Source organism: Achromobacter sp. 18P8.1.1 (genome assembly GCF_057799415.1).
Map to the genome: position 1 here is coordinate 63,243 of NZ_JBYOKH010000023.1, position 20,846 is coordinate 84,088.

Annotated in this window: 24 protein-coding genes; 16 read left to right on the forward strand and 8 right to left on the reverse strand. The window is 65.6% G+C overall.

The window, feature by feature from the left end:
* The first annotated feature begins 4 nt into the window (after nt 1-4).
* The 4 genes from AC27VE_RS16215 (at nt 5) to AC27VE_RS16230 (ending at nt 3,875) form a co-directional block, all read left to right on the forward strand.
* Complete coding sequence (locus AC27VE_RS16215; RefSeq protein ID WP_035213511.1) at nt 5-931, forward strand: LysR family transcriptional regulator; 927 nt, start codon at nt 5-7, stop codon at nt 929-931.
* Nucleotides 932-1,037: 106 nt separating this feature from the next.
* Nucleotides 1,038-1,838, forward strand: coding sequence for a class II aldolase/adducin family protein (locus tag AC27VE_RS16220; protein ID WP_035213444.1), 801 nt, complete (start codon nt 1,038-1,040; stop codon nt 1,836-1,838).
* A gap of 81 nt (nt 1,839-1,919) precedes the next feature.
* The gene (locus AC27VE_RS16225; protein ID WP_488704429.1) at nt 1,920-2,879 is read left to right on the forward strand and encodes a Bug family tripartite tricarboxylate transporter substrate binding protein; all 960 of its coding nucleotides are present in this window, start codon (nt 1,920-1,922) and stop codon (nt 2,877-2,879) included.
* 6 nt (nt 2,880-2,885) lie between these two features.
* The gene (locus AC27VE_RS16230; RefSeq protein WP_488704430.1) at nt 2,886-3,875 is read left to right on the forward strand and encodes an NAD(P)-dependent oxidoreductase; all 990 of its coding nucleotides are present in this window, start codon (nt 2,886-2,888) and stop codon (nt 3,873-3,875) included.
* A gap of 86 nt (nt 3,876-3,961) precedes the next feature.
* Here AC27VE_RS16230 and AC27VE_RS16235 read toward each other — a convergent pair whose 3' ends face one another.
* From AC27VE_RS16235 to AC27VE_RS16245, 3 genes are all read right to left on the reverse strand, one after another.
* Nucleotides 3,962-5,221 (reverse strand): MFS transporter, encoded by a 1,260-nt coding sequence (locus AC27VE_RS16235; protein ID WP_488704438.1) that lies wholly within the window; start codon nt 5,219-5,221, stop codon nt 3,962-3,964.
* Nucleotides 5,222-5,329: 108 nt separating this feature from the next.
* A complete protein-coding gene (locus tag AC27VE_RS16240) occupies nt 5,330-6,001 on the reverse strand; it encodes a hypothetical protein (protein ID WP_427961742.1) in 672 nt (223 codons plus the stop codon).
* Nucleotides 6,002-6,125: 124 nt separating this feature from the next.
* On the reverse strand, nt 6,126-7,037 hold the full coding sequence (locus AC27VE_RS16245; RefSeq protein WP_088589278.1) for a LysR family transcriptional regulator: 912 nt from the start codon (nt 7,035-7,037) through the stop codon (nt 6,126-6,128).
* A 329-nt stretch (nt 7,038-7,366) separates the two neighbouring features.
* Here AC27VE_RS16245 and AC27VE_RS16250 point away from each other — a divergent pair, with 329 nt between their 5' ends.
* The 6 genes from AC27VE_RS16250 to AC27VE_RS16275 are packed head-to-tail and all read left to right on the forward strand — an operon-like array spanning nt 7,367 to nt 12,357.
* Entirely contained in the window at nt 7,367-8,374 is a 1,008-nt protein-coding gene (locus tag AC27VE_RS16250) for an ABC transporter substrate-binding protein (RefSeq protein WP_488704431.1), read from the forward strand.
* A 3-nt stretch (nt 8,375-8,377) separates the two neighbouring features.
* Nucleotides 8,378-9,184, forward strand: coding sequence for an ABC transporter permease (locus AC27VE_RS16255; protein ID WP_035213440.1), 807 nt, complete (start codon nt 8,378-8,380; stop codon nt 9,182-9,184).
* Nucleotides 9,185-10,006 carry an ABC transporter ATP-binding protein gene (locus AC27VE_RS16260; protein ID WP_006225485.1) on the forward strand — a complete coding sequence of 274 codons (822 nt, stop codon included), beginning with the start codon at nt 9,185-9,187 and terminating at the stop codon, nt 10,004-10,006. It abuts the gene before it with no gap.
* A 39-nt stretch (nt 10,007-10,045) separates the two neighbouring features.
* Nucleotides 10,046-10,228: a DUF4089 domain-containing protein gene (locus tag AC27VE_RS16265; RefSeq protein WP_006225484.1), complete on the forward strand. Its 183-nt coding sequence runs from the start codon at nt 10,046-10,048 to the stop codon at nt 10,226-10,228.
* On the forward strand, nt 10,225-11,613 hold the full coding sequence (locus tag AC27VE_RS16270) for an AtzE family amidohydrolase (RefSeq protein ID WP_488704432.1): 1,389 nt from the start codon (nt 10,225-10,227) through the stop codon (nt 11,611-11,613). Before AC27VE_RS16265 ends, AC27VE_RS16270 begins: the two co-directional genes overlap by 4 nt.
* Before the next feature lie 36 nt (nt 11,614-11,649).
* On the forward strand, nt 11,650-12,357 hold the full coding sequence (locus AC27VE_RS16275) for a GntR family transcriptional regulator (RefSeq protein ID WP_088589112.1): 708 nt from the start codon (nt 11,650-11,652) through the stop codon (nt 12,355-12,357).
* Between the two features lie 19 nt (nt 12,358-12,376).
* On the opposite strand, the gene AC27VE_RS16280 is transcribed toward AC27VE_RS16275, so the two are convergent.
* On the reverse strand, nt 12,377-12,919 hold the full coding sequence (locus AC27VE_RS16280; protein ID WP_006225481.1) for an antibiotic biosynthesis monooxygenase: 543 nt from the start codon (nt 12,917-12,919) through the stop codon (nt 12,377-12,379).
* A 209-nt stretch (nt 12,920-13,128) separates the two neighbouring features.
* On the opposite strand from AC27VE_RS16280, the gene hpxZ reads away from it, so the two are divergent.
* Together hpxZ and AC27VE_RS16290 are read left to right on the forward strand one after the other, a co-directional pair.
* A complete protein-coding gene (hpxZ, locus tag AC27VE_RS16285; protein ID WP_006225480.1) occupies nt 13,129-13,503 on the forward strand; it encodes an oxalurate catabolism protein HpxZ in 375 nt (124 codons plus the stop codon).
* 126 nt (nt 13,504-13,629) lie between these two features.
* On the forward strand, nt 13,630-14,184 hold the full coding sequence (locus AC27VE_RS16290) for an NADPH-dependent FMN reductase (RefSeq protein WP_088589114.1): 555 nt from the start codon (nt 13,630-13,632) through the stop codon (nt 14,182-14,184).
* Between the two features lie 950 nt (nt 14,185-15,134).
* On the opposite strand, the gene AC27VE_RS16295 is transcribed toward AC27VE_RS16290, so the two are convergent.
* A complete protein-coding gene (locus AC27VE_RS16295) occupies nt 15,135-15,350 on the reverse strand; it encodes a dodecin (protein ID WP_006225477.1) in 216 nt (71 codons plus the stop codon).
* A gap of 183 nt (nt 15,351-15,533) precedes the next feature.
* On the opposite strand from AC27VE_RS16295, the gene AC27VE_RS16300 reads away from it, so the two are divergent.
* Nucleotides 15,534-16,055 carry a DUF6496 domain-containing protein gene (locus AC27VE_RS16300; RefSeq protein WP_488704433.1) on the forward strand — a complete coding sequence of 174 codons (522 nt, stop codon included), beginning with the start codon at nt 15,534-15,536 and terminating at the stop codon, nt 16,053-16,055.
* Between the two features lie 12 nt (nt 16,056-16,067).
* Here the strand turns inward: AC27VE_RS16300 and AC27VE_RS16305 are convergent, their stop codons facing one another.
* Nucleotides 16,068-16,970, reverse strand: coding sequence for a LysR family transcriptional regulator (locus AC27VE_RS16305; protein WP_424624399.1), 903 nt, complete (start codon nt 16,968-16,970; stop codon nt 16,068-16,070).
* A 112-nt stretch (nt 16,971-17,082) separates the two neighbouring features.
* On the opposite strand from AC27VE_RS16305, the gene AC27VE_RS16310 reads away from it, so the two are divergent.
* The 3 genes from AC27VE_RS16310 (at nt 17,083) to AC27VE_RS16320 (ending at nt 19,336) form a co-directional block, all read left to right on the forward strand.
* The gene (locus AC27VE_RS16310; protein ID WP_088589117.1) at nt 17,083-17,877 is read left to right on the forward strand and encodes an SDR family NAD(P)-dependent oxidoreductase; all 795 of its coding nucleotides are present in this window, start codon (nt 17,083-17,085) and stop codon (nt 17,875-17,877) included.
* A 31-nt stretch (nt 17,878-17,908) separates the two neighbouring features.
* A complete protein-coding gene (locus tag AC27VE_RS16315; protein WP_088589118.1) occupies nt 17,909-18,922 on the forward strand; it encodes a zinc-binding alcohol dehydrogenase family protein in 1,014 nt (337 codons plus the stop codon).
* A gap of 174 nt (nt 18,923-19,096) precedes the next feature.
* The gene (locus AC27VE_RS16320; RefSeq protein WP_006225472.1) at nt 19,097-19,336 is read left to right on the forward strand and encodes a hypothetical protein; all 240 of its coding nucleotides are present in this window, start codon (nt 19,097-19,099) and stop codon (nt 19,334-19,336) included.
* Between the two features lie 8 nt (nt 19,337-19,344).
* Here the strand turns inward: AC27VE_RS16320 and AC27VE_RS16325 are convergent, their stop codons facing one another.
* Both AC27VE_RS16325 and AC27VE_RS16330 read right to left on the reverse strand, forming a co-directional pair.
* Nucleotides 19,345-19,701 carry a hypothetical protein gene (locus AC27VE_RS16325; RefSeq protein WP_488704434.1) on the reverse strand — a complete coding sequence of 119 codons (357 nt, stop codon included), beginning with the start codon at nt 19,699-19,701 and terminating at the stop codon, nt 19,345-19,347.
* An 84-nt stretch (nt 19,702-19,785) separates the two neighbouring features.
* Nucleotides 19,786-20,691, reverse strand: coding sequence for an aldose 1-epimerase (locus AC27VE_RS16330; RefSeq protein ID WP_488704435.1), 906 nt, complete (start codon nt 20,689-20,691; stop codon nt 19,786-19,788).
* Between the last annotated feature and the right edge of the window lie 155 nt (nt 20,692-20,846).

Consider the following 20,846-nt stretch of genomic DNA (forward strand, 5'->3'; position numbering starts at 1 on the left):
CGCCATGGAACTCCGCCAACTCCGCTACTTCGTCCGCGTGGCCGAACTGGGCAGCATCGGCCGCGCCGCACGCGATCTGGGCGTAGTCGCCTCGGCGCTCAGCCAGCAGATCAGCCGTCTGGAAAGCGAGTTGGCCACGCGGCTGTTGATGCGCACGCACACCGGCGTCGTGCCCACAGCCGCCGGCACGGCGTTCCTGCGGCAGGCGCGGCTGACGCTGCGCCACGCTGAAAACGCCATCGCCGCAGCGCGCGAAGCCCGGCTGTCGGGCATGGTCAGCGTGGGATTCGCACCCACCACGGCATCCGTGTTGGCCAAACCGTTCTACGCCGCGATGGCCGAGCGCTATCCCAACGTGCGGCTGCACCTGGTCGAAGGCCTGTCGGGCAACCTGGGCGAACAACTCAACAACCGCCGGCTGGACCTGGCCGTGCTGTTCCAGAACGACAGCGGCCAGGCCCGCAGCACGATCCCCGTCCTGGACGAAAGGCTGTTCCTGCTGGCGCGGCGAGGCATGTTCGCGCTGCCCGACGGCGAACCCGTCACCATCGCCGAACTGGCGGCCTTGCCGCTGGCGGTCACCAGCAAGGCGCATGGCCTGCGCGCCTGGGTGGAGGCCGCGTTCGAGCGCGCGGGCATCGAGCCTTGGGTCGAAGTCGAGGTAGACGGACTGACCACCTTGATGGACCTGGTGCAGGCCAACGCCATCGCCACCATCCAGCCGGGCGCCGCCGTCGCCCGGGCCGAAGCCGGGCTGCTGAACATGCACCCCATCGACGACCCGTTCCTGTTCCGGCGCAACGCGGTGCACTGCATCAACGAAGACGAGCTGTCGCCGGCCGCGCTGGCCGCGCGCGTGGTGTTGGTCGACGTGATGCGCGCGCAGGTGCGCCATGGCGCGTGGCCGGGCGCGACCCTTCTCGATTCGTGATGCCCCCATGCCGGCCGCATGTCTAGGCCGGGGAAGGTCCCGCGGATAAATTGCATTCGTGGACGCTGCGGCATGGTGCTGCGGCCATGGACCTTCTCGAACGCTGATGACGACTGACACCCGACGCCCGGGCTTGCTTCCCATTCCTTCCATGCGGCCGCACTGTTCCGAACAGGAATGGCAGGCCCGCGTGGACCTGGCCGCCTGTTATCGGCTGGTCGAACGCTATGGCATGGCCGACATGATGGCCAATCACATCTCGGCGCGCGTGCCGGGCGAAGACAACGCCTTCCTCATCAACCCGTACGGCATGATGTACGAAGAGATCACCGCGTCCAGCCTGATCAAGGTGGACCTGGACGGCACCATCCTGGCCAAACCCGACTACGGCGACCTGGACTACGGCATCAATAAGGCGGGCTACGTGATCCACAGCGCCGTGCATGCCGCGCGCCATGAGGTGGATTGCGTGATCCACACGCACAGCTGGGCGTCCATGGCGGTGGCCTCCCTGGACTGCGGCCTGCTGCCGCTGACGCAGACGGCCATGCGTTTCCTGAAGATCGGCTATCACGACTACCAGGGCGTGGTGCTGGATTTGAAGGAACAAGCCTCCCTGCTGCAAGACCTGGGCCAGGGCGAAGCGCTGATCCTGCGCAACCACGGCGCGCTGACCGTCGGCAGGACGGTGGGCGAAGCCTTCAACTGGATGCACCGGCTGGAACTGGCGTGCCGCGCGCAATTGGCGGCGATGGCCACCGGCGCGCCCCTGCGGGCGGTCAGCCCGGCGGTGCTGGAAGAAACCTGGAACAACTATCAGCCCGGCACGCGGCGCCCCTATGGCGTCATGGAATGGCCGGCCCTGTTGCGCAAGCTGGACCGCATCGACCCGGGCTTCCGCGACTGATTCTGCGATTTTCCATGGCGCCGGCCGACGTGGCGGCACGGCGCCGCACAAACCAAGACAACAACCACGAACGGAGACGATATGAACACTGCCCGAGCCCTGCTCGCCGCCGCAGCGGCGGCGTGCGCCTGTACGTCGCTGCCTGCGATGGCCGCGGACTACCCCGACAAGCCCGTCAAAGTCATCGTGGCATTCACCGCCGGCGGCACGACCGACACGCTGACCCGCAGCATGTCCAATTCGCTGTCCAAAAAGCTGGGGCAGCCGTTCGTCGTCGAGAACAAACCCGGGGCCGGCGGCAACATCGGCACCGAGTTCGTCGTACGCGCCGCGCCGGACGGGCACACCCTGATCGTCAATTCCGTCGGCCCCATCGCGGTGAACGCGTCGCTGGCGAAGCTGCCGTTCGATCCGCTGACGGACCTGGTCCCGATGGTGCAGATCGCCACCGTGCCGAACGTGCTGGTCGTGCCGCCCTCTTCCCCCGCCAAGGACATCAAGAGCTTCCTGCAGTACGTGAAGACGGCGCAGCATCTGAACTACAGTTCCACCGGCGTGGGCACGTCCTCGCACCTGTCGAGCTACATGCTGATGGATCAGCTGGATGTGGAAGCCACGCACGTGCCCTACAAGGGCGCCGACGCCGTCAACGACTTGCTAGCGGGACGCATCGACTTCATGTTCGCCACCATCCCGTCCGTGATCGGTCAGATCCGTGCCGGCAAGCTGCGGCCGCTGGCAGTCAGCACTCTTCAGCGCTCCACCACCCTGCCCGAGCTGCCCACCATCGCCGAATCCGGCTACCCGGGCTTTGATGCCGGTTCCTGGTTCGGGTTTTTCGCGCCCAAAGGCACGCCGCCCGCCGTCGTCGACACCATCAACCGCGAAGTCAACGCGGCCCTGCCGGCGCTACAGGCGCAGATGCTGAATGAAGGGGCCGAGCCAGTGGGCGGCACGCCCGGGCAATTCGCGGCCTTCATCCGGCAGGAACACGACAAATGGGCGGCGCTGGTCCGCAAGTTCGAACCCAGCGCCAACTGATCGCCCATGACGCAACCTCAAGCTATTCGCATTCTGTGCTCGCCCGCCGAAGCGCCCGCCTTGCGCGAGGCACTGCCCACCGCGGGCGCGCGCTTCGTCCTGTGCCACCCTGAAGACGGCCAGCCCTGCGATGCGCAGGTGGCCTTCGTATCCCGCGACATCACGGGCGCCTCGACCAAGTTCCAGATCACGCCCGAGACCGCACGCTACTACGAGGCCATGCGCCATGCGCCCGCGCTGCGGTGGGTGCATGTGCATTCGGCCGGCGCCGACCGCGAGATCTACCAAAGCCTGCATGCGCGCGGGGTCGCCATCACGACGTCGCAAGGCGCCAGCGATGCCGTGGTCGCGCAAACCGCCATCGGCGGCGTGCTGGCGCTGGCGCGGCGCCTGCCATTGCTGGCCGCGGACCAGCGCGACCGCGCGTGGCGCCCGCTGCTGGGTGCCCGCACGCCGCGCGACCTGGCGGGCCAGCATGCGGTGGTGGTCGGCTGGGGCGGCATCGGACAGCGCATCGGCGAGTTGCTGCTTGCCCTGGGCCTGACGCTGTCCGTAGTGCGTCATTCCGACACCCCCGTGCGCCAGGCGCGGCATACCGTTACCTACAAGGACCTGGCGGGGCTGCTGCCCGGCGCGGACTGGCTGGTGCTGGCCTGCCCGCTGACACCCGCCACGCGGGAACTCGTGGACCGCCAGGCGCTGGCCGCCCTGCCCGCGCACGCATCGATCGTCAACGTGGCCCGTGGCCATGTCATCGATGAAGCCGCGCTGATCGAAGCCCTGGCCACCGGCCGCCTGGGCGGCGCTTTCCTGGACGTGTTCCAGCAGGAACCCCTGCCGCCGGAATCCCCGCTGTGGACGCTGGAAAACACCATCGTCACGCCGCATAGCGCGGGCTTCTCGGACGGCAACCGCGCGCGCGTGCGCGGCCTGTTCCTGGCGAACCTGCGCCGATGGACACAAGCAGAGCCCCTGGCCAACCGGCTGGCCGGCTAAGGCATTGCGGCGCGAACAAAAAAAGGCCCGAACATCGCGTCCGGGCCAAAGTTCCAGCCAAGCTTTCAGGCCTGAGCCCGGCAGTATTACCGCTGTAAAGGCGCCTTGGCCGTTTCCTTCGCCGCCAGCAGTGCGATCGCGGTCACGATCAGCGCAGCGGCCACATAGAGCGAAATCGCCAGGGTCGAGTTCCAGGACTTGTACAGGCTGGCGATGATCAGCGGCGCGAAACCGCCGCCCACGATGCCGGCCAGCGTGTAGGCCAAGGACGAACCCGCGTAGCGCACACGCCCCGGGAATTGCTCGGTGATGAACGCCGCTTGCGGGCCGTACATCAACGCATGGATCAGCAGGCCCACCACCACCGCCGCGCAGATGGCGATGGGATGCGCCGTATCCATCAGCACGAAGAACACGAACGCCCAGATCATGCCCAGCACCGCGCCCGCCAGATACACCGGTTTACGGCCGATCTTGTCGGACAGCGCGCCGCACAGCGGCACGGCAATTGCATTCAACGCCGCACCCAGCATGGTGGCCGTCAACGCCATCGGTCGGGACAGATGCAGCACCGTCGTCACGTAGGTCAACGTGAACACGACGACCAACGCATACAGCACGTCCGAACCGATGCGCGAACCGCCCGCGATCAGCAATTGACGCCAGTGCTGGCTCAACACTTCTTTGATGGGCGTGCTGGCCGTCTCGCGCTTTTCTTCCATTTCGCGGAACACCGGCGTTTCCTCGACGCCGCGGCGCAGCCACAGGCCGAACATCACCAGCGCCACGCTGGAGACGAACGGAATGCGCCAACCCCAGGCCTGGAAGTCCTCGGCGCTGACAAAGGCCGTCACCAGGGCGATGAAGCCGGTGCCGATCAGCGTGCCGCACGACGGGCCGACCTGCGTGAAGGACGCGTTCCGGCCGCGCTGGTCCGGCTTGCCGTGCTCCATAGACAGCAGCACCGCGCCCGCCCATTCCCCGCCCAGGGCCACACCCTGCACGAAGCGCAGCGCCACCAGTGCCACCGGCGCCCACACGCCCCACGAGGCATAGGTCGGCAACAGGCCCATCAAACCGGTCGAGACACCCATGATGACCAGCGTTGCGACCAGCACGAACTTGCGCCCCAGGCGATCGCCCAGGTGGCCGAACACGAAGCCGCCCAAGGGCCGCGACACATAGCCCACCGCATAGGTCGAGAACGCCAGGATCGTGCCCGTCAAGGGATCAAAGGACGGAAAGAAGATGGAATTGAAGACCAGCGCCGCCATCAGGTTGTAGATGGTGAAGTCGTACCACTCCAGCGTGGTCCCGACCGAGCTGGCCATGGCCAGCCGGCGCATCTTGTTCGGCGTCGCCGCGGTGTTGGCCGCCTTCGCGGCGTGCAAGGCATGTTCTGCCATGAATTTCCCCTTGTTGTGTATCGGTAGAGAGTCGGGCGTAGCCGCGCTTTAGCGCAGGTCAGAGGCGTTCAGCTTCCAGCCCAGTTCAAGCAGCCAGCCATCCGCCGGATCCGTCTTGAAAGCGCTGGCCGCCTGTTCGCGCAGGGCATGCGCGGCGGGCTCGGTGCTGGCCTCGACGACGAACAGCGGCGCCAGCTGACGGTTGTCTTTGGATTCGCGCGGCAAAGGCGTGCTGAGCGTGGTGTCGGGCACCAGCAAGTAGGACTGGACGAAGCCGTCTGCCTGGGACAAGGCCAAGCCCACGTCGCGGGCCTGGGCAATCAGCGCCGCCGCGTCGTCCGCCATCGGCAAGGGCAACACCACCAATTGGCTGCCGCTGCCGAACCCCGTCACGGCCTCGACGGCGCAGACGCGGCGCATCGGGTCGCGCATGCGGTCCAGGTTGGCGATCGACCACGGCGTCTGGCGTTCAAAGGCGGCGCGGTAGTCGGCGGTGGTGAAGGCAGCCAGCGATTCGGTTCGGTACAGGCCCAGGTACTTGCGGCCGCCGCTGCGCGACACGTAACGCGCGCCCGACAGGAAGCCGGGGATGCGCACGCGCTCTTCGACATGCTCGCGGTCGTACCAGCGGTTGAAATCGGGTTCATCGGCCGCCCCGACGTCGGACGCGACGAAGAGCAGGCCATTGGGAGTCGAGGCAGATGCGGCAGAGTGGCTCATAGCGGAAGACCAACGTTCCTTCAATTTCAGAAGGCCACATCTTCATCCGCCGGGCGGGACAGGGACAAACGAGTAATTCTTCCTGCCAGCAACAGAATTACTGAGCGCTACCCTAGGGATAACACTATTGCGCCGATCCGAAACGCGGTTCCGCGACCGACGTCGTGAACTGGTCGGACGCGCGGCTGGCCAGTTCCGCGACCAGCCGGATGGCGTCCGACCCGGCGCTTTCCACATAGCTCACCACCAGCAGTTGCGGGGGCACCGGCATGTCGCTGCGGATCACCTGCACCTCCCCGCGCGCCACATACTCGTAGATGGGCGGCAGCGGCACCAGCGCGCGGCCGAAGCCACTTTTCACCAGCCGCGCCAGCGCCGAAATGGAGCTGACGCAATGCACCTTGCCCAGCGGCATGCCGGCCTCGCGGTACAGCGCCTTCAGCGCTTCATGCGGCTGCGAGCCTGGGCTCATGGTCAGCACGGGTTCGCTCAGCAACTGCTGCACGGTCAGCGAATCCTCATCGCCCGCGCGCCCCACCCAGCCCATTTCCATGGGCAGGCAGGCGGTGCTGATGATGCCGGGGTCGCTCAGCAGGTCTGTCTGCAGCGCGATGTCCAGCGCGCCTTCGCGCAGGCCCCGGTGCAGCCCGCGCGTGGTTTCGGACGTCAACTGCACTTCGATGCCCGGGTAGGTGGACTTCAGGTTCGTCAGAAAGCCGATCAGCCAGGTGTGCACCACCGTTTCGATGGCGCCGATGCGCACCAGGCCGAAGACCTCGTCGCCCCGCTTTCCCAGCGACAGGATCTGCTGGCGGATTTCCAGCAAGCGTTCGCCGTAGTCCAGCAGCCGGGTACCGACCGCGGTCAGCCGCAGTTCCTTGGCGTCGCGCTCGAACAGGCGCGCGCCGATGTCTTCTTCCAGCGAGGCGATGCGATTGGCCACCGCCGCCTGGGTGATATGGAGACGGTCGCTCGCGGCCCGGAAACTGCCCAGCCGCGCCGACCACAGAAATGCTTCGACAAAACGCGTATTCATCTTGAACCGGCGCCGACGGGCGGCGCCCTTCTTCCCGTCTGCTTCAAACGCCCGGGGCGGCAAGCCCCGGTCCGCGTACATGCTACCGCCTAACCGTCCGGATGCGGGCCCGCGTCCGCGTCCACATGCTGTTGCGTCCCCTTAAATGGTGCGCCATGCACCAAAGTGGTTCATTCCAGGCACCAGCGCGACGCCCGGGAATGCGTCCGTCATAGGGCGCGGGCACGCTGGCGAAAGTTGGCACGGGTCTTGCTTGATGACTGGTATGCAAGCTTGTCTACAAGGCAAGCGCCGTCACCGGAAACACCGAGAGCACACCAGGAGCCCCCATGATCAACCGCAATGCGCCCTACGCCTTCAACGCCACCCGCCGCCGCCTGATCCAGGGGGCCGCGATGGGCGTCGCAACGCTGGCCGCGCCCGCGCTGGTACGCGCGCAGTCGGGGCCAGTGATCCGCATCGGCTTCTGGCCCGTGGCCGCCGGCCTGCCCTTCTACGCCGCCATCGAAAAAGGCTACTTCAAGGAAGCCGGCCTGAATGTCGAACCGCTGAAGTTCGCCGGCGCCCAGCAGGTCATGGAGGCCATGCTGGCCGGACGCGCGGACGGCAGCGCCAACGGCACCGGCTCGGCCAACCTGGCCATCGGGGAAATCGCCTCGCCTGGCCTGTTCAAGATTTTCGCCTCCAATCCCAGCAACGCCAAGAACGTGCTGGACGAGTTCATTGTCGCGAAAGACAGTCCCATCAAATCCATCGCAGACCTCAAGGGGAAAAAGGTCGGATCTGGACCCGGCATCCAGAACGCCACGCTGGCCAAAGCAGTACTGGAGCGCGCCGGCGCAACCGGGGCAACCGTGGTCGAGTTGGCGATCAGCCAGCACGTCGCCGCGGTTGCCGCCGGCCAGTTGGATGCTTGCTACACGCTGGAGCCCACGGGCACCGTGGGTCGCTTGAACGGCACCACCCGGGTGCTGGAAACCGGCGTCATCGCCAAATACGTACTGGGCGATCCGATGGCGCCGTGGTTTGGCGGATCGGCCTCGCTGACCACCGCCTTCCTGAAAAAGCATCCTGAAGAAAGCAAGAAATTCATCGCCGCCTATGCGCGCGGCATCGAACTGATCCGTACCAAGCCCGAAGAGGCGCGTCCCTTCATGAAGGGCTACACCGCCATCGAAGGCCCGATGACCGAAGCCGTGCCGCTGGCCGCCTACACGCTCTACAACGAGTTCACGCCCGGCGACATCCAGTACTTCCAGAAATTCTTCGACCTCTTCACCGACAAGGGAATCTTCGCGCAGAAGGTCGACGTATCGACCATGCTTTACAAGGGCTGATCCATGACCGCAACCACCGCAAGCGGCGCCGCCACGGCGAAGAAGCCGCCCGCCAGGTTCAACGGAACCCGTCTCTTGCCGCTGATCGGCCCGCTGGCGCTGTTCGTGGTGTGGGACCTGGTTGTACGCCTGCAACTGGTCAGCCCCGTGCTCTTGCCCACGCCCAGCGCCACGGTCGTGGCGTTGGTCAAGGGCCTGGCGGGGGGCCCACTGCTGTGGGACTTCCTGTCGTCCTTGAACCGCACGCTGCAGGCCTTCATCATCGCCGGCGTCATCGGCGTGCCCTTGGGCGTGCTGCTGGGCAGCAATGAAAAGGCCTATCGCAGCGTTGAATTCCTGGTGGATTTTTTCCGGTCCACCCCGTCGTCCGCGCTGATCCCGCTGTTCCTGATGATCTTCGGCGTGACAGACATGAACAAGATCGCCATCGCCGCTTTCGCGGCCGTGCTGGTCATCCTGTTCAACAGCGCCTACGGCGTCATCAATGCGCGCAAGCAGCGCGTGATGGCGGCGCGCGTGATGGGCGCGTCGCGGTGGCAGATCTTCAAGGACGTGCTGATCTGGGAAAGCCTGCAGCCCACGTTCGTCGGCCTGCGCAGCGGCGTGTCGATGGCGCTGGTGATCGTGATCGTGGCGGAAATGTTCATCGGCTCGGACAGCGGGCTGGGCAACCGCATCATCAATGCCCAGCAGGTGCTGAACGTGCGCGAGATGTACGCGTCGATCCTGGCGGCCGGCGCTCTGGGCTATGTGCTGAACATTCTTTTTCTCATGCTGGAAAAGCGCGTGGTCCACTGGAGCGGCCGATAAATGTCCACCGTCATCAACCCCATCATCGCCCCCGCGCCTGCCGCAGCACCGTTCGCGCCCGGCCCGCTCGGCACGCACATCACCATCCGCGGCCTGACCAAATACTTCGCGGGCTGGCCGCTATACGAAGACTTCAACCTGGACATCCCCAAAGGCAAGATCGTCTCGGTATTCGGCCCCAACGGCTGCGGCAAGTCCACGCTGATCAACATGATCGCGGGGCTGATCCCCATCGACGCCGGCGAGATCCTGTTCGACGGCAAGTCACTGGCGCAGACCAAGATCGGCTACGTCTTCCAGAACTACCGCGAAGCCATGTTCCCGTGGCTGCGCACGATCGACAACATCGCCTATCCGCTGCGCCTGGAAGGCCGCAGCAAGGCCGAAGTGGACGCCCGCGTGGAAGAACTGGTGGCGTCTTTCGACGTCAAGTTCGACTTGAAGCGCTACCCCTATGAATTGTCGGGCGGCCAGCAGCAAACGGCCTCCATCATGCGCGCGCTGGCCCCCGGCCCTGAAGTGCTGTTTCTGGACGAGCCGTTCTCGGCGCTGGATTTCGAGATGACGCTGTTCATCCGCGAAAAGCTGCAGGAAGTCTTCATGCAGACCGGCACCACCATGCTGCTGGTCTCGCATGACCTGGAAGAAGCCGTGTACCTGGCCGACCAGATCCTGCTCCTGACCAAGCGGCCCACGCGTGTGGCCGAAATCCTGGACTACGCCGACGCCCGCCCCCGCACCGTGGAAACGCTGTCCGAACCCAGCTTCATCCAGATGAAGAAACTCAGCCTGGAAATCTTCCAGCGCGAAGTGCGCAAGTAAGCAAGCCAGTCACCATCCAGTCCACCGGGAGAGTCCGCCATGACCCAGGAAACCATCGATCAATACGTGCGCAGCGCCTTGGCGCTGTCGGGGTATGCCTTGCGCGAAGCCACCACGGCCGAGGTCGTGCAGCAGTTCTCGCGCATCCACGACATTGCGGCCAGCTTCGTGGACGAAGCGCTGCCCGTCGAGCTGGAATCGGCTTCGGTGTTCCGCCCGTGACCGGCCCCGCCGCAGACATCGCCCGCCAGGTCGCCAGCGGCGAGCGCAGCGCCGTGGCCGTGCTGGACGCCACGCTCGCGCGCATCCGCGAGCACGATCCCCGCTACAACTGCTTTACCGCAGTCACGGAAAGCCGCGCGCGGCAAGAGGCGGCGGCTATCGACGCGCGACGTGCCCGCGGTGAACCGTTACCGCCGCTGGCAGGCGTGCCCTACGCGGTAAAGAACCTGTTCGACATCGCCGACGAAGTCACGCTGGCCGGCGGACGGGTCAACGCCTCCAACGCGCCGGCCCCCCAGGATGCGCGGTTGGTAACCCGCATGCGCGAGGCTGGCGCCGTGCTGGTCGGCGCGCTGAACATGGATGAACACGCCTACGGTTTCACCACCGAGAACACCCATTACGGCGCATGCCGCAACCCGCACGACACCACCCGCATCGCGGGCGGCTCATCCGGTGGCAGCGCGGCCGCCGTGGCGGGCGGCCTGGTGCCGCTGACGTTGGGATCGGACACCAACGGGTCTATCCGCGTGCCGGCTTCGCTTTGCGGCATCTTCGGCCTGAAGCCCACCTTGGGCCGCTTGCCCCGCACGGGGTCCTTCCCCTTTGTGGGCAGCCTGGACCATCTGGGGCCCTTCGCCGCCAGCGCCAGCGATCTGGCTGCCGCCTACGATGCCTTGCAAGGCCCGGACGCCGATGACGCGGCCTGCGCGCAATACGCCCCCGATCCCGTGCTGCCTGGCCTACGCGCCGGTGCGCGCGACCTGCGCGTCGCGGTGCTGGGCGGGTACTTCGCGGAATGGGCCGGCCCGCAGGCGCGTCGCGCCGTCGAGATCGCCGCCCGCGCGCTGGACGCCACCGCCGTCGTCGAACTGCCCGGCGCAGCGCAGGCTCGCGCCGCCGCCTTCATCATCACCGCGGCCGAAGGCGGTGCGCTGCATCGCCGCCGGCTTGTCACGCACTACGACTATTACGAACCGCATTCTCGCGACCGCCTGGTCGCGGGCAGCCTCGTGCCCGCCGCCTGGGTGCAGCAGGCGCAGCGCGTGCGTCATCGCGTCTATCGCCAAGCGCTGGCCTTGTTCGACCAATATGACGTGCTGATCGCGCCCGCCACGCCCGTTTCCGCCACCAAAGTCGGCACCGACTGGTTGACGCTGGCGGGCAAGTCTTTGCCGGCACGCGCCAGCATGGGTCTTTTGACGCAACCGATCTCTTGCATCGGCCTGCCGGTCTGCACGGCGCCCACCTGGCCCGAAACCGAGCAGGACGGGCATCTGCCGCTAGGCGTGCAATTGATCGGCGCCCCCTGGCGCGAAGCCGACTGTCTTGGCGCCGCCTACGCGCTGGAGCAGGCCGGCGTGTCCCGGGTCCGTACGCCCTGAACCGCCCCTTTCCCGATTCCCTTTCAAGGCAACGCTATGGAAACCGCTTTCACCGCCATCGACATGCCGCGCACGCTGGCCGACACGGCCTACGGGTCGCTGAAACGGGACATCCTGGATTTCCGGCTTGCCCCGGGCGACCGCTTCACGGAAACCGAGATCGCGGACCGCTTGCAAGTCAGCCGCACGCCCGTGCGTGAAGCGCTGTTCCGGCTGGAACGCGAAGGCTATCTTGAGGTGCGGCAGCGCAATGGCTGGCTGGTCAAGCCGCTGGACTTCAATACGCTGGACCACTTCTATGAGTTGCGCAGCGTGCTGGAAATCGCGGCCGTGCACGCGCTGTGCACCCCAGGCCAGGTGCCGGACCCACTGCGTGCGTTGCATGCGCTGGCGGACATCTGGCTGGTGGACGACAGCGAACGTTCCAGCGACGGCGAATGGCTGGCCGACCTGGATGAACGCTTTCACATCGACCTGGTGGCCGCGGCCGGCAATCCCGAGATATCGCGCGTGCACCGCGCCGCCACCGAACGCATCCGCATCGTGCGGCGGCTGGATTTCACCTTGCCCGACCGCGTCGGCAAGACCTACGAGGAACATGGCGCAATCCTTCGCGCGCTGCTGGCGCGCGATGCGCCCGACGCCGCCCGGCTGCTGCAATCCCATATCCAGGATAGCCAGACGGCCGTGCGCAAGATCACGCTGCACCGTCTGTATTCCACGCGCCGCGCCAAGGCGGCCTAGGCGCGGTCCAGGACGGTCTTCAACCCGCCCGCAGCCAGCGCTGCAGCACGCGCGTGATGACGGGGATGCAGACAAACACCATGATGGGCGTCAGGATCACGCTGGTGATCAACACGCGCCAGAATATCGGCAGGATGCTCAAGTGCTCGCTGACCAGTATCGAGAACACCAGCAGGACCGGAAAGTAGGCCAGCCAGATGCTGACGGCCTGCTTCCAGCGCGGCGGCGCGCTGGCGGCCTTGGGCGCAAACCAGCCCTCGGTGCCGCTGACCCGGTGTTCGTGGCTGGCCCGCACCAGCGTTGCCCCGCGTTCCAGCCACATCCGGCGCGGCAAGGATTTTTCCCAGCGGTTCAGGCTGGCCGCATCGGTGAAGCGCAGCACGATCTGATACTGGTCGCCGCCTTCGGGCGGTTGCAGCACGCCCGACCCGAGAAAGCCCGGAAACCCCGCCGCGAGGATTTCGCCCTGGCGCATCCAGGACAGGAAATCGCTATAGCGCTCGGGCGCGATGTGCCGGGTAACCAGCATGGTCACCGGGGCGGAAAGGGCGGAACTGGACATGGCGGAACTCCTGGGCAGCGGTGCAGCGTGTTATGTCATGCGAATGCAGTGTTAACCCTAGCAAGCGGCATGCCAGCCTTGCAGCGCAACAATCCCCCTGGGCGAATGGCGTTGCAGACGTCAGCACGGACAATTGACGCACCGCACCAGACACCATATTGGTGATTACCCTAGAACTCGCACCAGAACGGTGCATATGGAGAAGACGCATGGAAATCAACCTGCCCGACGTCGTGGCGGAAGTGACAGCGGCGTTCGAGCGCTATGAGACCGCCCTGGTCAACAACCAGGTGGACGTGCTGGACACCCTGTTCTGGGATAGCCCGCACACCTTGCGCTACGGCGCAGGCGAAAACCTGTACGGCTACGACGCGATCCGCGCATTCCGCGCCGGGCGCTCGCCGCAGGGCCTTGCCCGCCGCGTGCTGCGCACGGCCATCACCACCTACGGCACCGACTTCGCCACCGCCAACCTGGAATTCCAGCGCGACGGCAGCGAGCGCATCGGTCGCCAAAGCCAGACCTGGATGCGCACGCCCGCAGGCTGGCGCGTGGTGTCCGCGCACGTCAGCCTGATGACATAAAGTTGCCACGGCGCGCCGCCACACTCGACGGGCCTGCGTGCGATAACGATATTCGGAATCGGCATTGAGCAGGCTGCTGTCCAGGTCTACACTGGGAATTCCATTTCCCGTTGGAGCACACGCCTCATGAGCACCTACAAGATTGCTGTTTTCGTCGGAAGCCTGCGCGCCGCCTCCATCAATCTGCGGCTGGCCCGTGCGCTTGAAAAGCTGGTTCCTGCCGATTTCAAGTTCGAGTACGTGAGCCTGGGCGACATCCCGCTCTACAACCAGGACAACGAGAACAATCTGCCCGCGCCGGCCGCCAAGCTCAAGCAGCAGATCGCCGACGCGCAAGGCATCTTGTTCGTCTCGCCCGAACACAACCGTTCGTTGCCCGCCGCCATCAAGAACGCGATTGACTGGGGCTCGCGCCCGTGGGGCCAGAATTCGTGGCCCGGCAAGGCCGTCGGCATCGTGGGCGCATCGCCCAGCGCCGCGGGCACCGCGATGATGCAGCAGCACCTGCGCAACATCCTGGCCGCCGAAGGCGCCAATGCGCTGACCACGCCCGAAGTCTTCCTGCAATATTCGGAAGGCTTGGTCGACGACCAGTTCACCATCACCAACGAAGGCACGCGCAAATTCCTGCAAGGCTGGATTGACCGCTATGTGGATTGGGTCAAGAAGCTGAACAGCTGATCGCCGCCGCTGCCGGCCAGGGCCACGGCCCGGCCGGCGCCGATCGCCCGATCTACCTCCGGGCGATCAAGCCCCCCGATGCGTCGGGGGGCTTTTTTTTCGCCGGCCCGCCCCAAGACAAAAATGCCCCCCCGGGGGGGTAGCAAGCACGCGAAGCGTGCGCGGCGTGGGGGCTCTTTTTTGACTGGCGCATCAATCCAGAAAGCTCGACCCCGCATACATACGCGGACGATTTCACGGCTTGCCCAGCAGAAAGCCACGGCGTACAGAAGTATTGCCGCGCCGCCGCCGGGCCGCCCCAAGGCGGCGCAGCCCCCTCGGGGGCAGCAAGCGCGCAACGCGCGCGCGGCGTGGGGGCATACTTATCCCCGCCAACTGTGGAGAACGTTGAGGACAGCTTTGGGGTAGACCGGAAATCCCCTGTCCTGCCAAGCACTTGCAGGGGGTGGTCAAACAATGCCCAATCATACTTTTGGATGAGTTTTCGCGAATTTATCCACGAAAAGGCTGGATGCCTGTCCAGGCCTTTACTGGCATGAAGACCGCATGTGGATTTGTCCCAGCATTCTGTGGAAAAGCATGAGGACAGCTTGAGGGCAGGTCCGAAATCCCTTGCGATATCAATGCCCTGCAAGAGGTGGTCAAGAAAGGCCCAGATGCGGGATTTGCAGCCCGGGTTGTCCCCGCCAAATGTGGATAAGCCTGAGGACAGTGTGCGGGTACTCGCCAAATCCCCTTATGCAGCAAGGACTTGGAGCGAGCGGGCAAGAAACGCTCAGCCAGGCGCGTAAGGCGGCGCGACCTCAACCCTTGCCAAGCGATGGGGATAAGCAGACAGGCTTGTCCCCATCGAATGTGGACAAGCCTATGAACAGTCGGATAACAAGCCTGAAAAGTCCTTATCCGACAATCACTTGGAAGGGCTGCTCAAAAAAGACGCAGCACGTGCATCACTCATTGCCTTCCAGCCGCATGCCGATCTTCAACCCGACCTGCCAATGCGCCACCTTGCCGTCCTTGATGTGGCCTCGCACTTCGGTCACTTCGAACCAATCCAGGTTGCGCAGCGTCTCTGAGGCGCGCTCGATGGCTTTGGCGATTGCGTCATCGGTGGACTTGGTGGAAGAGCCCACCAGTTCGATTTGCTTGTAGACATGGTTCGACATAGCTCGTCTCCGCTAACGATGTGAGTTTCAATCGTCGGCCCGAGCGCCTTTCCGGCGCTTACGACCGGCAATCCATTCGAACACACAGGATACCTCCGCAGCGATAGAGTGGTGTTACGAGTTCCGTCGCCCGGTCTCGACAGGCGACGGAATCCGCTCCCGCAACCCAGCAAGGAGACCACCATGCCTGAACGAAAAACCCTGGAACGCGCCAAGCGCGACAAACGCCAAGGCAAGTCGGCATCGACGCAGGCCGGAGAATTCGTGCGCGAAGAAATCGACCACGTCCGTGAGGGCAAGCACGGCGTGCGGTCCACCAAGCAGGCCATCGCGATCGGACTGTCCGAGGCGCGCCGCGCCGGCGTGAAGTTGCCGGCTTCAAAGGGCGCCAGCGCGGCGACCAAGCGCAAGGCTGAACAGGACACCCGCGCGGCCAAAGATGCGCACGCCAAGTCCGCCACGCGCGCCCGCGCCACCACCACCGCATTGAAAAAGGAAAGCACCAAGCCCGCGTCGCGCGCCGCGCTGTCCCGCCAAGCTACCCAGACGGCCAGCCGGCGCACGGCAGCGGACCGCTCGGCAGCCGCCAAGAAAGCGGCCGCCACCAAGGGTGCGGCGGGACGGTCAGCCGCCGCGAAGAAAGCGGCCCGCACGCGCGCAGCGAACAAGCAGGCGGGCGGCGCGCACCATCGCGCCGCGCATTGAACAAAGCTGCGCCTAGCCCGCGTCGAAGAGCCTGAATCGTTCCTGCAGGAATTCGCGCATGCGTTTGACGGCGGGCGACAGCAACATGCGATGCACGCAAAGCAGATACAAGGGTGATGGCTCGGTGACGTAGTCTGGCAACAGTTCAACCAGCCTGCCCGCGCGCAGATCGGACAGCACGTCGTAGCGTGACTTATAGGCCACGCCGTGCCCGGCCAACGCCCAACGCCGGACCAGGTCGCCGTCGTCGCCTACGCGGTCGCCCTTGACCGGCACCGTCGTGCTGGTGCCCTCGCGTTCAAAGGTCCAACGGTCATGCAAGGTTTCGCCCAGCACGAACGACAGGCAATTGTGGCGGCGCAAATCGGCGGGCGCCTGCGGCACGCCATGGCGCGCCAGATAAGCGGGCGATGCGCACACGACGCGACGGTTGTGCTCGGCCAGCGGCAGGGCCACCAGCGCCGAATCATTCGGCGTGCCGTAGCGGATGGCGATGTCGACCGGCTGGCGGTACAGATCCGCCAGCCGGTCGCTGATGCGCACCTGGAAGCTGACGCGCGGATGCTGGTGCTGAAAATCGTCCAGCCAGGGCAACAGCACATTGCGCCCCAGGTCCGAGGGGATGGAAACCGACAAGGTTCCCGAAATCGCGGTCTTGTCGCGAGCCATCGCGTTCTTGCCGGCTTCCAGCGTGGAGATCGCCGACCGGGCGTACTCCAGGTAGCGCTCCCCATCGCTCGTCAGCCGCAGGCTGCGCGTAGAGCGCACGAACAGGCGCGTCTCAAGCGTCAACTCCAGCCGTTTGAGCGCGGCGCTGGCTACGGCCGGCGTCAAGTCCAGTTCGCGCGCAGCGGCGGAAAAGCTGCCGTGGTCAGCCGCCGCCACAAAGATCCTCAAGTCCTCGAACCGGACCATGATCGCCTCATTTTCAAAAAAATATTGAAACTGAGTCGGATGCTAGCCGGTTTTTCATCGCTGCGGACTGGGTAATCATGGCCCTGTTCCCCGACATCTTTGGAGTCACCGTATGAAAATCGAACTGAACGGCAAGAAAGCCCTGGTCACCGGATCTTCTGGCGGCATCGGGCTGGCCATCGCCCTTGGATTGGCCGAAGCTGGCGCCGAAGTCGTCCTGCACGGCCGCAACGCCGACAAGCTGGCCCTCGCTGCCCAAGCCATCACCCGGAAATTCCCCACTGCCCACGTGAGCACCGTGCAGGCAGACCTGGCCACGGCCGATGGCGCGGCCTCGGTTTGCGCCGCCCATCCCGATGTGGACATCCTGGTCAACAACGCCGGCTTCTTCGCGCCCAAGTCCTTCACCGAAATCACCGACGACGACTGGCAGACCATGATGGATACCAACGTCATGAGCGGCATCCGCCTGTCGCGCTACTACCTGCCGCGCATGATGGCCGCGAACTGGGGCCGAATCATCTTCATCTCGAGCGAATCCGGCGTGCAGATCCCCGCTGAAATGATCCACTACGGCGTCAGCAAGACAGCCCTTCTGGGCGTGTCGCGCGGGTTGGCCGAACTGACCGCCGGCACCGGCGTCACGGTCAACGCGGTGCTGCCCGGCCCGACGCGCTCGGAAGGGGTGGCCGACTTCTTCGCGGAAATGGCCAAGGAACAAGGCGTGTCCCAGGACGACATGGAACGCGACTTCATCGCCCAGCACCGCCCGACGTCGCTGCTGCGCCGCCTGGCCACGGTGGAAGAGGTAGCGAACATGGTCGTCTACACCTGCTCTACGCAAGCCTCGGCCACCAACGGCGCCGCGCTGCGCGTCGACGGCGGCGTGGTCCGCTCCATCCTGTGATTTCCGCCCTTACCCCACACCGAGCCGCCCCATGAAAGCTATCGCCTATTTCAAGAACCTGCCTGCCGACCACGCCGACGCCCTTCAAGACATCACGCTTGACGAACCCGTACCCGGCGACCACGACCTGCTCGTCGACGTGCACGCCATTTCCGTCAACCCGGTAGACGTGAAAATCCGCGCCAACCGCGCGCCCAAGGACGGCCAAGCCGAGGTCATAGGTTGGGACGCCGCCGGCATCGTGCGCGCCGTGGGCGCCAAGACCAGCCTGTTCAAGCCCGGCGACCGTGTCTGGTATGCCGGCGCGCTGAACCGGCCGGGCGCCAATAGCGAACGCCATGTGGTCGACGAGCGCATCGTCGGCCGCATGCCCGACACCCTGGACTTCGCCCAGGCCGCAGCCCTGCCGTTGACGACGATCACCGCCTGGGAGCTGCTGTTCGACCGCCTGCGCGTGCTGGACAACGCTGCGCCCAGCCAGCGCACCCTGCTTGTCATCGGCGCGGCCGGCGGCGTGGGGTCGATCCTGGTGCAGTTGGCGCGCCAGTTGACCGGCCTGACGGTGATCGGCACGGCCTCACGGCCCGAAACGCAAGCGTGGGTGCGCGAGCTGGGCGCTCACCATGTCATCGACCACAGCAAGCCCCTGACCGAAGAGCTCAAGCGCATCGGTTTCGATCAGGTCAGCTATATCGCCGGCCTGAACCAGACCGACAAGCACTTTCCGCAGATGGCGGCAGCAATCGCCCCGCAGGGCAAGATCGCGCTGATCGACGACCCGGCCGCCATCGACGTCCGCCTGCTGAAAGGCAAATCCGCGTCGCTGCATTGGGAATTCATGTTCGCGCGCCCCCTGCACAACACGCCCGACATGATCGCCCAGCACGAACTGCTGAACCAGGCGGCCCGCCTGATCGACAACGGCACCCTGCGCACGACACTGGGCGAGCACTACGGCACGATCAACGCCGCCAACCTGCGCCGAGCCCACGCGTTCATCGAAAGCGGCAAGGCACAGGGCAAGGTCGTGCTGGAAGGGTTCTGAACCGGGCGTTTGCCGGGGCATCCCAGGGGCTTCGCCCGTTTCCGGGCGGGGCCCCTCGCCATTCAGGCCGGAAAGCGGTAAAAACGCGGGCGGACTGTTCCGCACGTAAATTACCGGGAGCTTCCCCTGCTTGCCCATTTAATCGATCAAACGCTAGAGCCGCTCCTGTGGGGAATGGTCGCGTTTACCCTGTTGATGCTTCGGCTGGCTCCGCTGCAGGGCTGGAAGGCCGTCATCGTGGCCGGCGTCGCTGCCGGCATGGTGTTCGACACGATCCAGTTCCGCGTCGGCCCGCCCCGCCTGTGGGACTCGCTGGTCTTCGGCTCCATTCTGGCGGCCCTGCTGGCCGCAGCGGTCTTGGAAACGGCCTTTCACTTGTTCGCGCGGATACGCGCCGGGCGTGCTCAAGGCTGAAGGTTAGGCTAGCCGCGCCCTTCCCGCTTGGCGCGGGCGTGCGGGTCATTGATCTCGGTGTCGAGTTCCGTGATCAGCCAATCGAACCAGCCCTTTTCCGTGCGCGCGTACACCACCGCGGCAGGCGTCTTGCCGTCGCGCCAGCCGGCCTGATGCGTGTCCATCCACGACGCCAGGCTCTTGTGCGGCGCCAGCAGGCCCGACAACCAGGTCCAGACGTAGTCGGGCACATTGCGCCGGAAACCCTTGGCACTGGCATAGATGGTGGGCTCAAGCGGCAGGCTGCCCGAGCGGGCCAGCTTCTCCTGCACCCGGCGCAACGTCTCGGCTGCGGCCTGCAATTGTTCGGTGCTGAGCTTTTTCACGTAGGGACTCCTGGGTTGGATTTGCCCGGATTATCGCCGGAGGTACCGGCGCTTTCCAAGCACTGCGTTCTGAGGCAGCAGGGTTCAGCGCTGGCCGCGCGGCAGGGTCAGGCCCAGCAAACAGGTGGCGCTGAACCGGGCTCCCGGCTCCAACGTTCGCATGCCCGTGCGCGTATCGCCGTCGGCAGCCCGGTTGAAGGCATCCGCCACATTGGTGACCGGCTCCACGCACAGAAAGTCCGAGCCCGGCGCGGTATAGACCACAAGATGCGCAAACGCGGGATCCGCGTGCAACGCCAATTCACGCCCGTCCGCCCAGTGCAGGGTGGCGCGCCCTTCCCATTGCGACAGATAGGTATCGCACCCTTCGGCCGACCGGCGCAACTCGCGCACATGCTTGACCCGGCTGCCCGTCGGTATGCCGTCGGCATCGGCCGGCCACACCCGCCGCGCATTCAGGGTGACCCGCTCGGCGGTGAAGTACGGATGGATGCCCAGACCGAAAGGCATGGGCGTATCGCCCTGGTTGGTGATGCTCAAAGACAAGCTCAACCCGCGCGCGTCCAGCCGGTAGCGCTGCACGCATTCGAACGGCCAGGGCCATCCCAGCACGCCGGCCGGCTGGCTCAGCACCAGATCAATGCTGTCTGCCGCAAGGTTCCGTACCTGCCACGCCTGGAACAGGCCAGCGCCATGTATCGCATTCGGGCGGCCCGCCACGGATTGCAGCGCATGCCGCGCGCCATTGAAGGTGAACACGCCATCGCGGATGCGGTTGGAATACGGCGCCAACGGGTAGGACCCTGCCCGCGGCCATTTGCCCGCCGGCCATTGGGTTGGCGTCAGCGGTACGATCCAATCCAATGCGCCAGTCGACAAGCGGGTCAGACGTCCACCGCCACCGGGCGCGAATTCGGCTTGATGCCCACCGCCTGAAATGACGACGCGCTCGGTCGCATCCAAAGGGTCGGCAAAAGGGTATTCCTGCATCAGCGGCTCCCGCGGCAGTCTCAGTGCCACGTCGCAAGATTGTGACGCCGGCATCCTGCGAGGGCAAGTTGGGCTAGCGGGACGGCGCCGCCGCAACGTCCGATGCGCCCGGACAAACAAGTCCCAACCCTTCTCCCTGCCCCCCGCTCCGGCCC